9 protein-coding genes are annotated in these 11,618 nt (G+C 52.4%); 4 read left to right on the plus strand and 5 right to left on the minus strand.

Annotation, left to right across the window (positions count from 1 at the left end):
- Positions 1-24 precede the first annotated feature (24 nt).
- Both HGO41_RS14650 and HGO41_RS14655 read right to left on the minus strand, forming a co-directional pair.
- Complete coding sequence (locus HGO41_RS14650; protein ID WP_250981167.1) at positions 25-1,647, minus strand: ShlB/FhaC/HecB family hemolysin secretion/activation protein; 1,623 nt, start codon at positions 1,645-1,647, stop codon at positions 25-27.
- A 510-nt stretch (positions 1,648-2,157) separates the two neighbouring features.
- Positions 2,158-2,922 (minus strand): DUF481 domain-containing protein, encoded by a 765-nt coding sequence (locus tag HGO41_RS14655; RefSeq protein ID WP_013575345.1) that lies wholly within the window; start codon positions 2,920-2,922, stop codon positions 2,158-2,160.
- A 466-nt stretch (positions 2,923-3,388) separates the two neighbouring features.
- Between HGO41_RS14655 and nadE the strand changes: the two genes are divergently transcribed.
- Both nadE and HGO41_RS14665 read left to right on the plus strand, forming a co-directional pair.
- A complete protein-coding gene (gene nadE, locus HGO41_RS14660) occupies positions 3,389-4,219 on the plus strand; it encodes an NAD(+) synthase (RefSeq protein ID WP_013575344.1) in 831 nt (276 codons plus the stop codon).
- 150 nt (positions 4,220-4,369) lie between these two features.
- Complete coding sequence (locus tag HGO41_RS14665; RefSeq protein ID WP_037034912.1) at positions 4,370-5,566, plus strand: multidrug effflux MFS transporter; 1,197 nt, start codon at positions 4,370-4,372, stop codon at positions 5,564-5,566.
- 8 nt (positions 5,567-5,574) lie between these two features.
- On the opposite strand, the gene dadX is transcribed toward HGO41_RS14665, so the two are convergent.
- The 3 genes from dadX to ydfZ form a co-directional block, all read right to left on the minus strand.
- Positions 5,575-6,648 (minus strand): catabolic alanine racemase DadX, encoded by a 1,074-nt coding sequence (dadX, locus tag HGO41_RS14670; protein ID WP_131638914.1) that lies wholly within the window; start codon positions 6,646-6,648, stop codon positions 5,575-5,577.
- 72 nt (positions 6,649-6,720) lie between these two features.
- Positions 6,721-8,022 carry a D-amino acid dehydrogenase gene (locus HGO41_RS14675; RefSeq protein WP_013575340.1) on the minus strand — a complete coding sequence of 434 codons (1,302 nt, stop codon included), beginning with the start codon at positions 8,020-8,022 and terminating at the stop codon, positions 6,721-6,723.
- A gap of 480 nt (positions 8,023-8,502) precedes the next feature.
- Positions 8,503-8,721 carry a putative selenium delivery protein YdfZ gene (gene ydfZ / locus HGO41_RS14680; RefSeq protein ID WP_013575338.1) on the minus strand — a complete coding sequence of 73 codons (219 nt, stop codon included), beginning with the start codon at positions 8,719-8,721 and terminating at the stop codon, positions 8,503-8,505.
- Positions 8,722-8,961: 240 nt separating this feature from the next.
- Between ydfZ and HGO41_RS14685 the strand changes: the two genes are divergently transcribed.
- Complete coding sequence (locus tag HGO41_RS14685) at positions 8,962-9,792, plus strand: alpha/beta fold hydrolase (RefSeq protein ID WP_013575337.1); 831 nt, start codon at positions 8,962-8,964, stop codon at positions 9,790-9,792.
- A gap of 254 nt (positions 9,793-10,046) precedes the next feature.
- On the plus strand, positions 10,047-11,582 hold the full coding sequence (locus tag HGO41_RS14690) for a SpoVR family protein (RefSeq protein ID WP_013575336.1): 1,536 nt from the start codon (positions 10,047-10,049) through the stop codon (positions 11,580-11,582).
- The last annotated feature ends 36 nt before the right edge of the window (positions 11,583-11,618 follow it).

Raw genomic sequence — 11,618 nt, forward strand, 5'->3', positions numbered from 1 at the left:
TCTCTCTTATGCAGAGGTACAACGCTAAAGTGCAAAACCGATGCGGTAGTAGACCGTGACGCGATCCGGTGCCAGTGAGTCCGGATAGCTCAGCGGCCAGCCGACGGTAAACTGGCTGGAGAAATGTGCGTTACTGCTCGATAAACCCACCGCCCCGCCCCATAAGGTGCCGGACGCATTGGTGTCGTGATTGCTGCGTTGCAGGTAGCCGCCGTCGAGGGCCGTTACGCTGCTGATTTGTCCGAGCCCCGGCATGGCGAACAGTTGAGTGTCCAGCTCATTACGCCAGTAGCCGCCGTTGTCGCCGGAGAGGTATTGCTCTTTGAACCCCCGCACCGAGCTTTCGCCACCAATCGTCAGGCGTTCGCTGCCGTAAAGACGGTCATCGCCCCACTGGCCGTAGGCGCTGGTCAGCCAGGTAATGCGTTGGGTGACAGGCCGGTAATAGCTGGTGGACAGCGTCCATTTGGAAAACTCCGCACGCGGGGCATCCGGGTTTTTATCTTCATCGCTTTCGCCGCCAAACCACGGCACGCCACGGCTGAACGCCGGGTTAAGCGTGGCGTATCCGCCCCAGAGTTTCTGGCTGTGATTAATGCCTGCGGTCCAGCTGGTCAGGCTGCGGGTGCTGCTTTCCAGCGGGGCGTCGTTGAGATAATTTCGGTTGAGGCGGTGCGTCAGCCCGAGGCTGGCGGCGGTTTTCATGTCGCCGTTGCGAAACAGTACGCGGGAAAGCGTGAAGCGGTGCGCCTGGCTGTCGCCGGTGGAGCGCCACAGATAGCCCTGCGATTCAATGGTGCTCAGGTAATCGCTGTAGCTGTAGTTGTAATCGAACAGCCAGTAGCCGTAAGGCAGATTGACGCCCGCCTGCACGCTTTTCGCGTCATGGTCGCTTGCGCCGTCGCTGCTGCGTGACGCACTGACAAACCACTGATCCGCCAGCCCGAGCAGGTTATTGCCGGTCAGCGAGCCGCTGACCTGTCCGGTGCCGGTGCTTTTCTGCCCTGAGTTATCAAAACCGGCGCTGGCCTGCAGGGGAAACTCAGGCTTTGAGGTGAGGTTGACGATGGAGTATCCCGGCTGGCTGCCGGGCTGGATTTCAATCTGCACCGGCGTTTTGCGCAGCCGGTTAATCTGCTCCATCCCCTGTTCGATATCACGCAAATTAAGGATGTTGCCGGTCAGCCCCGGAAACGCCATCGCCAGCATTGCGCCGCGCTGGTTTTCCATTTTGATGGCTTCGAGTTTGCCTTCCATCACCGTCAGGCTGAGCGTGCCGGAAGATAAATCCTGTTCGGTGAGAAATGCGCGGCTGGTGATGTAACCCTGGCCGATATACCAGTCGGAGACCAGTTTCACCAGGGCATTAATCTGGCCAATGCCGAGGCACTGTTGCAGATAGGGTTGGGTCAGTTTTTGCCGGATGCGCGCGGGCATATGGTCTGCGCCGCTGAGGGTAATGTCGTGAATATCGAAGCACGGGCCGCCGGAGTGTACGGGAGTTTGCGGAGCGGGGGCGACTGACGTGCTGCGCTCCAGTTCCTGACGCTGCTGCTGGTTCTGCTGCAGAAGTTGCCGCTGCTGCTGTTCGATACTGTCGCGGTCGGCGGGGCTGAGCGGCGCGGCCTGCGCGGTGAGGGAAAACATTCCGGTAAGTACCAGCAGGCAGGAAACTCGCCACCGCAGGGAAAGACACGCGCACGCCGAAACAGTGCGGGCTAATGGTGTAAGAAAGCTTATGATTTCCATATCCGGTGTTTTCTATGGCCAGAACCGCTTGCCTGTACGCCTCAAAAACACAGCATCAGAAGTGGCTATGGCATTGATTTAAGATTAAACATTCGGTTTCTATCGGCAGGAATAAGACTTACTTTAGGTTTTTTTTAAGTTTATAAAAAAAATTCTGCAAGAAGCATAGCGCGAAACATAAGAAATCATGGTTTATAGGGGTATTCATCCGGTTACCCCTGCCTGCGCCGTTTGTGGCTTTCAGGGATATTTTCTTCTGGCTTACAAGCAGGATACAGGGAATATAATTGAGAGGCTTAATAGCCATCCGCTTATTTAAAATTCAGTGCAAGATGCTGGCAAAAATAACCCATAAAAAAAGCCAGAGGATTTCTCCTCCGGCTTTTCTGCATAATTTCCCGGGGGAAATTACAGACCGTACACCAGGTTTACAGACGTCACGGTGTCGGTTTTATCCGGCGCACTGGCTGGTGGTTTGGTGTTATAGGTTACGTCATACGCCACTTTCAACGAGAAGTGGGAGTTGATCGCAACGGTCAGCGCGGTTTCTGAGTTCAGCGTAGTTTCGTCGTTCGCTAATACAGAAACACCCTGCGTGAAGCGCGCAGTGTCGCTGATCTGGTAACCGTAAGTGCCTGAAGCGTAAGCCAGCGCACGAGTGGTGTTACCGCCCTGTTCGAATTCATCATGACGAACACCAGGACCTGCTTCCAGGTTCAGCGTATGAACCGGGCCGCTCCAGATCTGACGACCATAACCGACAGCGCCCACAGTCCGCGAACGGTAACCGTTATAACGGTCGCTCAGCCAGCTCCCCTGACCGAAAATATAGTTCGCGTTGTCAAGGTTATAACGCGTACGGGCACCGGCCTGATACTTCTCGGATGAACGCACACCGGAAGAAGAGGTGTTACGCGCAGAACCCCACAGGCTGTTAGCCGTGTTGGTATCAAACCAGGTCATGGTGGTATCAGCATTCAGCGTGGAGTTGCTGGTGTTACCGGTTTGCGCACTGTAACCCGCCTGAATATTGCCCTCGAACGGCTTTTTCGCCTGAGCCGGATCATCTAACGCGGTGAAGATGGTGGTGTCTGCAAGGCTTGAAATACTGAACAGCGCTGCACCGCAGACTACGGCACAAGCTGGTAAACGACGTACAACCCGAAAAAACATTTTGTTTCCCCAATAAGACTTAAGGCAAATAACGAGACTGGAACCACACGATTTATGCCATTAATTAGGATCCGTTAATCAAGCCTGCAACTCCATTTCGATGGCATATGCATACAAATATTTCTACCGCAACAAATATAACGCACTCAGCCCGGAATATCTTAATAAAGCGGCTTTTTTGGATAGTTCCGAGTGACATATATTTCCGGCAATAGAAACATACAAAATCATTACCCTTTCTTGCATTGATTTCTTATTTCAATGAGGAATGGAAATGGTTCATTACGCGCCACACTTTACGTCTTCCCGCCACTTTGGTTCGATATATTGCGAGCCGGCAGCGTACAGATTTCCGCCTAACTCGTCGCTGAATCTTGTCCTTTTGAGCGATGCGGGGTAGTTTTGTCCTGATAACGTCTTATTTTTGCCTCGGGTTCCTCGAAGGCAGCCTTCAGGAGGAGTGGTCATGGCTTTACAACAAGAGATTATTCAGGCTCTGCACGTCAAACCCCACATCGATGCCGCACAGGAAGTTCGTGTCAGCGTCGATTTTCTCAAAAGTTATCTGCTGGCCCACCCGTTCATCAAGACACTGGTTCTGGGTATCAGCGGCGGGCAAGATTCTACTCTTACCGGCAAACTTTGCCAAACAGCAATTAGCGAATTACGCGCACAAACAAATGATAGCGCTTACCAGTTCATTGCGGTGCGCTTGCCATATGGCGTGCAAGCTGATGAATCGGACTGCCAGGATGCCATTGCGTTCATCCAGCCAGATCAAGTTCTGACCGTTAATATCAAGAATGCCGTCCTGGCAAGCGAAGCGACCTTACGTGAAATCGGTATCGAACTGAGCGATTTCATTAAAGGCAACGAAAAGGCCCGCGAGCGCATGAAAGCGCAGTACAGCATCGCCGGGATGAAAAAAGGCGTGGTGGTCGGGACTGATCATGCTGCCGAAGCCGTGACCGGTTTCTTCACTAAATACGGTGATGGCGGCACGGACATTAATCCGATTTTCCGTCTGAACAAGCGTCAGGGAAAAGCCCTGCTCAAAGAATTGGGTTGCCCGGAACATCTCTATACGAAAGCCCCGACCGCTGACCTTGAAGATAACCGCCCTGCCTTGCCAGATGAAGCCGCACTCGGCGTAACTTACGAACTGATCGACGACTATCTGGAAGGCAAGAAAATCGACGATAAATATGCCACCATCATTGAGGGCTGGTACCTGCGCACTGAACATAAACGTCAGCCGCCGGTCACGGTGTTTGATGATTTCTGGAAGAAAAAATAAGTCTTTCGTCACCGCTTAGATCACGGACACCTGCGGGTGTCCGTTTTTATTCACAGCGCCCGCCGGTCTGATTATCACAAGCTTCTTTCCATTCATTAACGAAATCATTACCCTTAGCCTCCTTTCGGATGACTGACAGTGATGTTTTCAATGCAAAAATTCCTTTTCCTGCTGCTGAGCATGGTGCTGCTTGGCCCTTTAGGTATTGATTTGTACCTGCCCGCCATTCCCGCCATCGCGCTCGGTTTACAGAGCACCGAGGCGGTCATTCAGTCCTCGATTTCATTATTTATTCTGGTGATGGGGCTGGGACAACTGGTGGCCGGTCCGCTGGTGGATAAATTTGGTCGTCGCCCGATCGCCATTATCGGCGTCATGGTGTATCTGGCAGGGGCGATAGTTGCTGCGACCTCCGTAACACCGTGGATGTTTTTATTATCCCGCGTCATTCAGGGACTGGCAGTGTGCTGCACTTCCGTAGTGATTTTCAGCGGCGTACGCGACCGGATGAGTGGCAACGATGCCGCCCGTGCGTATGGTTTCCTCAATGGCACGCTGAATATCATTCCGGCACTGGCACCGCTGATCGGCGGCCTGATCGCGCAATATTATGGCTGGCGTGCGCCGTTCTGGGCATTAACCGGTTATACACTGGCTGTCTTACTGCTGGTTATATTCAAACTGCCTGAGACTCGCCCTGCTGATACGCAGACCAACACCGGCCTGCCATTCCGTCAGTACGCCCGCATTTTATTCAATGCGCGCTTCATTACTTTTGCTCTGGTGAATGCAGGTGCAATGGGTATGGCGCTGACCTATGTCTCGCTGGCGCCGACCGTTTTGATGAACACTGCCGGGCTGACGCCACTGCAGTTTTCACTGGTATTCGGCGCAAACGGATTCTGGATCATGGGGATGAGCTTTATCGCCAACCGGATTATCCGCAAAGTGGGGCGTCCGGTATGTCTGAAAACAGGCGGCATCCTGATGTTTATTGGCTGTCTCGGGCTAATCGCTGGGATCACGCTGGTTCCGCCTGCGGAACAAACAGCAACCTGGCTGTATATGGTGCCAGTCGCCAGCGCCTGTGCCGGTCTGGCTTTCCTGATGGGCCCGGCCACCAGTTATGCGCTGGAACCGTTCTCCGGTGAAGCAGGCGTGGCTTCGGCACTGGCAGGTTCGGTGCAAATGGCGGGCGGTGCACTACTTGGTTTTATCGCGATGGCATTACCGTTGCAGCCTAAGCTGAGTCTGTCGCTGGTGATGCTGGCAGGAGGATGTCTGGCGATGCTGGCTCGACGCGCCAGCAAAAAATCGACGGGCCAGCTGACCCGCCTGGGACAGTAATACGTTTTTTAACCGATTGTCGACACCGGTACGCGGGGTGCCAGCGCACTCAGCAGTTCGTAACCCAGCGTACCGGCCGCTGTTGCCACGTCATCCACCGGTAAATTATTCCCCCACAACTCAACCGGCGCACCCATCTGCGCCTGCGGGCATGGCGTTAAATCCACAGCCAGCATATCCATTGAAACCGTGCCCGTCGTCGTCGTTCGCACGCCGTCTACCCAAACCGGTGTACCGGAAGGCGCATGGCGCGGATATCCGTCCGCATAGCCACAGGCCACCACGCCGATACGCTGAGGACGAGTTACACTGTAACGCCCGCCGTAACCCACGCGCGCACCGGCGTTAAGTTCCTGTACGGCAATCAGCTCACTTTTAAGCGTCATTACCGGTTGCAGACCGGTATGCGCAATATCTTTCCACTCACCGCTTGGCGACGCGCCATAGATAATAATTCCCGGACGGATCCAGTCATGATGTGTATGCGGATGCCACAGCGTCGCAGCGGAATTGGCCAGACATCGCGGGCCGCGAATGTTTTGCCCGGCGAGGTTAATCACACTCATCTGCGCATCGACACCTTCCACACTGTCAGCGGTGGCGAAATGGCTCATCAGCGTGATTTCCCCCACCTGCTTCAGCTCACGTAACTGCTGCCAGACAGCACCGGCGCGCTCAGGCGCAAAACCCAGGCGGTTCATGCCACTGTTTACTTTCAGGTAGATACTGACCGGCAGGCTGATGCTGGCCTGCGCAAGGGCTTTTATCTGCCATTCGCTGTGTACGGCCGTGGTCAGGCGATATTGATCAACAATAGCCAGATCCTCTGCGGTAAAAAAACCTTCAAGCAGTAATATCGGTCCCTGCCAGCCGGACTCACGCAGTAAAATCGCCTCATTGAAATCGAGTAAAGCGAAACCGTCAGTGGCGGATAAACTGCGCCAGATACGGGATATACCGTGGCCGTAGCCGTTGGCTTTCACCACCGTCCAGACTTTACTGTTGGGGGCAAAACCGCGAATGATGTTCAGGTTTTGAGTTAACGCAGACTGAGACAATGTGGCTGAAATCGGGCGAGGCATACCAGCTCCGGCAATAAGCAAAGTAAAAACCATGCGGTATCAAACCCCGCATGGGATCGGATTACAGCAGGTTCAGCCTACCGGATGCATTTTGTGCGGGCCAGCCGGACGGGCAATGAAATCCGGGCTGTAACGCTCAACCGAGAGGTCATCGGATGGGATCGCAGGCGTCACGCCGGACATAATGTCCGAGAGCAACTGCCCGGAGCCGCAGGCCATCGTCCAGCCCAGCGTGCCGTGGCCGGTATTGAGATACAAATTCTTAATGCGCGTACGCCCGACAATCGGCGTGCCATCCGGCGTCATCGGACGCAACCCCGTCCAGAACGTGGCCTGTTCGACGTTGCCGCCGTTCGGATAGAGATCTTTGACCACCATCTCCAGCGTTTCGCGGCGCGCCTGCGCCAGCTTCAGGTTGAAGCCGACAATCTCCGCCATACCGCCGACGCGGATGCGGTCATCAAAACGGGTGATAGCAATTTTATAGGTTTCATCAAGTACGGTAGACACCGGCGCAGAAGCCGGATCAGTAATCGGAATCGTCAGGGAATAGCCTTTCAGCGGATAAACCGGAATAGAGACCAGATCACGCAGCAACGCGGTGGAATACGATCCGAATGCCACCACGTATGCATCCGCCCTGACGAACTCATTGCCACACTGCACGCCAGTGATTTCGCCATTTTCAATATGCAGCTTATCCACCGTGCGGTTAAATTCGAAGATAACTCCCGCCTGACGCGCCATGTCTGCCAGCTTGCGGGTAAACATCTGGCAGTCGCCGGTTTCATCATTGGGTAAACGCAGGCCGCCGGTCAGTTTGTGCGCAACCTGAGCCAGCGCCGGTTCTGCAGTCGCCAGCTGGCTGGATTCGAGCAACTGATACGGCACACCGGCGTCTTCCAGCACCGCAATGTCTTTGGCTGCGCTTTCAAACTGCTGCGCGGTGCGGAAAAGCTGCAACGTGCCGCCCTGCCGACCCTCGTACTGAATGCCGGTATCTTCGCGTAACGCTTTCATGCAGTCACGGCTGTATTCCGCCAGACGCACCATGCGGCTTTTGTTGGTCTGATAGTGGTCCATGTTGCAGTTACGCAACATTTGCCACATCCATTTAAGCTGGAACTGTGTTCCGTCGAGGCGAATCGCCAGAGGCGCGTGCTTCTGGAACATCCATTTGACGGCTTTGACCGGAACCCCCGGAGCCGCCCACGGCGCAGCATAGCCCGGTGAGATCTGTCCTGCATTACCCGCACTGGTTTCTTCTGCCGGGCCGGACTGGCGGTCAATAACCGTCACCTGATGACCCGCTTTAGCCAGATACCATGCACTGGCGACACCGACCACACCACTGCCTAAAATCACCACACGCATATCGACTCCACTCCACGACAAAACAAAGCATAATATTCTGATGACAGGAAATTAACCTGACTAAGAAAAATCACCAACACAGGCACTCACAACCGTGAGGTCTTTCACATTTATTTATCGTTCATGACAGCATTTATTTCAATAGCCAGAAATAAATAACGATATTCCGCAACATTCCGGCCATGCGGCAAGAAATTTATGGCGTAATGACAGCATTGATTGCATTGATGTCACAAGACTCCCGACGCATCAGGGGCAGTTTTGCTGCAGGTTTTTATTCTTGTATACAAGCCAATTGTCGGAATAAAACACCACAAAAAAACAGGCATGTGATATTCCCTCACGCTGCGCGGAGAATTGACGTTCAGGTTGAACGGGGATTTATAAAACGAGGCAAAGCCGAAGTGGCTGCGTAAAACATTAAGGCCACTATTCATAGTGGCCTTATATTGCGGGAATTTACCGGCGTAACAGAAAAAATCAGGCAGACGTCGTTTCCAGTCTCATCAGAGAGACAGGTTTAAACAGGCCCGTCTGCCCTTCCAGTTGCACACAACTTTCGCGGCGAATTTCTTCCGGTGAACTCGATTTCACCCTGAACGCGGTAATTTTGCCGGTAACGCCCGTTTCGGCATCCATTACACGAACGCCCTGGCCGATACGATTTCTATATCTATCATAAGTAAAGGTATTTACCATTTTCTTGACCTCCTAAAGCATCAATAACAAACAATAGCGGGTTAATGCTATACCCGTAAAAATTAAGTTTCAATATATAAACCCTGCTAAGTATCAGGTTAAATTTCATACCCTGTCCCGCCACGTTGCCATTTTAAAAATGTGACTCATATCGCAACGACGCAATTACTGACCTACACTTCAATCGGTTTCTGTTTTGCACCGTTCATTTCAGCAATTTTCAGCAATAAGGAGTCGATTGTGAATAACTCAAACTTTCTGAAGCTTAAAGATGGTACACAACTTTTTTATAAGGATTGGGGCAGCGGACAGCCGGTGGTTTTTAGTCACGGCTGGCCCCTGTCGTCGGATGCTTTTGAAGATCAGATGCTGTTTCTGGCAGAACATGGTTATCGCGTTATTGCCCACGACCGCCGCGGACACGGGCGTTCTTCTCAGTCATGGGAAGGCAATAATATGGACCAGTACGGAGATGACATGGCCGAACTGACGGCTTATCTGGATCTCAAAGACGCGATACACGTCGGGCACTCTACCGGCGGCGGCGAAGTTGCCCGTTATATTGGCAGGCACGGCACCTCACGGGTGGCAAAAGCGGTGTTAATTGGTGCAGTGCCACCGATTATGATCAAAACGGATTTCAATCCCGGAGGATTACCTCTTTCTGTTTTCGATGGTATCCGTGGCGGTGTGACGAAAGATCGTTCCCAATTTTTCCTGGACTTACCCGACGCATTTTATGGTTTCAACCGCCCCGGTGCTGAGGTGTCAGAAGGTTTACGCCAAAGTTTCTGGCTCCAGGGTATGCAGGGTTCAATAAAAGCACTTTATGATTGTGTTAAAGCGTTTTCTGAAACCGATCAGCGCGAAGACCTGAAGAAGATGACGATCCCGACGCTGGTGATTTACGGTGATGATGACCAGATTGTGCCACCCGCTTCCTCCAGCGAAGCTGCGCTTAAGTTGTTGCCAAATGGCAAAGGTAAGGTTTATGCGGGCGCATCTCATGGTCTGTGCAGCACACACAAGAATCAGATAAATCAGGATTTGTTAGAATTTATCCGCAGTTAATCCCCCGCTGTTTGCGCCTGTCTCCTGATATTGTTCGCCCAAAGCCAGACTGTACGCGGCTTTGGGCTCTTTATTGCCCGCCGATTGACAGTCTCCGGCCTTAAGGATATAGATTTGTTGAGGAATGGATTCATGGTGTTTATCTAACGACACACTCAGATTGAGCTACGATTATCAATGGACGTGCGAAATCTTAAGAAAAGGTTGTGAATCAAACACTCTGTAGCGTCCATAACTGAATGAGGGTGCGGCTTATGACGACAGTGACCCAAAAGCAAAAAACTGAGGACAAACGTCTTAGCGATGGACCGGACTGGACGTTTGAGTTATTGCAAACCTATCTCGAAGAGATTGACCGGGTGGCGAAGTCCTACCGGCTTGAAACTTATCCGCATCAAATCGAGATCATCACTTCCGAACAAATGATGGATGCCTATTCCAGCATTGGCATGCCGATCAATTATACTCACTGGTCGTTCGGGAAGAAATTCATCGAAACCGAACAGCTGTATAAGCACGGACAACAAGGTCTGGCGTACGAAATCGTCATTAACTCCAACCCGTGTATCGCTTATCTGATGGAAGAAAATACGATCACCATGCAGGCGCTGGTGATGGCCCATGCCTGCTACGGGCATAACTCTTTCTTCAAAAATAACTATCTGTTCAGAAGCTGGACCGATGCCAGTTCCATCGTCGATTACCTGCTGTTCGCCAAGCGTTATATCAGTGAATGCGAGGAACGCTATGGTGTCGATGAAGTTGAACGGTTGCTGGATTCCTGTCACGCGCTGATGAATTACGGCGTTGACCGCTATAAACGTCCGCAAAAAATCTCCCTGCAGGAAGAACTGGCGCGGCAAAAAAGCCGTGAGGAATACCTGCAAAGTCAGGTGAATTCTCTGTGGAAAACGCTGCCACGCAAAGACAGTGTAGACGCACCAGAACAGGCGCGACGTTTCCCGCCGGAACCGCAGGAAAACCTGTTGTATTTTATGGAAAAAAATGCACCTCTGCTGGAATCCTGGCAGAGAGAAATTTTGCGCATTGTGCGTAAAATCAGCCAGTATTTTTATCCGCAGAAACAAACTCAGGTCATGAACGAAGGCTGGGCGACATTCTGGCATTACACCATCCTGAATCATCTGTATGACGAAGGAAAAGTCTCCGACCGTTTCATCCTGGAGTTCCTGCACAGTCACACGAATGTGGTGTATCAGCCGCCTTATAACAGCCCGTATTACAGTGGTATCAACCCGTATGCTCTGGGTTTCGCGATGATGCAGGATATCAAGCGTATCTGTCAGGAGCCGACGGAGGAAGACCGTTACTGGTTCCCGGATATCGCCGGTTCAGACTGGCTCGACACGCTGCATTTTGCGATGCGTGACTTTAAAGACGAGAGCTTCATCAGCCAGTTCCTGTCACCGAAAGTGATGCGTGATTTCCGTCTGTTTACGGTGCTCGATGACGATCACAATAATTATCTGGAAATCGCCGCGATCCACAATGAGGAAGGCTACCGTGCAATTCGTCAGGAGTTGTCGGCGCAGTATAATCTGAGTAATCACGAACCGAATATTCAGGTCTGGAATGTGGATTTGCGCGGAGACCGCTCGCTGACATTACGCTACATTCCGCAGGACCGGGCACCGCTTGATAAAAGCCGCCGTGAAGTGATGAAACACGTCCACCGCCTGTGGGGCTTCGATGTCTTTATCGAGCAACTCAATGAAGACGGCAGCGTCGAGTTACTCGAACGTTGCCCGCCACGTCCGACACCGCTGTAAATTTTCCATTTTCAGGCATTAAAAAAGGGCGCTAAG

It is taken from the genome of Rahnella sp. CG8 (genome assembly GCF_023701875.1).
Classification (GTDB): domain Bacteria; phylum Pseudomonadota; class Gammaproteobacteria; order Enterobacterales; family Enterobacteriaceae; genus Rahnella; species Rahnella aceris.

Bases quoted from the DNA above. Each gene is read 5' to 3' on its own strand.
- HGO41_RS14650 (WP_250981167.1), bottom strand. From the start codon at position 1,647: ATGTTTTCCCTCACCGCGCAGGCCGCGCCGCTCAGCCCCGCCGACCGC.
- HGO41_RS14655 (WP_013575345.1), bottom strand. From the start codon at position 2,922: ATGTTTTTTCGGGTTGTACGTCGTTTACCAGCTTGTGCCGTAGTCTGC.
- nadE (WP_013575344.1), top strand. From the start codon at position 3,389: ATGGCTTTACAACAAGAGATTATTCAGGCTCTGCACGTCAAACCCCAC.
- HGO41_RS14665 (WP_037034912.1), top strand. From the start codon at position 4,370: ATGCAAAAATTCCTTTTCCTGCTGCTGAGCATGGTGCTGCTTGGCCCT.
- dadX (WP_131638914.1), bottom strand. From the start codon at position 6,648: ATGCCTCGCCCGATTTCAGCCACATTGTCTCAGTCTGCGTTAACTCAA.
- HGO41_RS14675 (WP_013575340.1), bottom strand. From the start codon at position 8,022: ATGCGTGTGGTGATTTTAGGCAGTGGTGTGGTCGGTGTCGCCAGTGCA.
- ydfZ (WP_013575338.1), bottom strand. From the start codon at position 8,721: ATGGTAAATACCTTTACTTATGATAGATATAGAAATCGTATCGGCCAG.
- HGO41_RS14690 (WP_013575336.1), top strand. From the start codon at position 10,047: ATGACGACAGTGACCCAAAAGCAAAAAACTGAGGACAAACGTCTTAGC.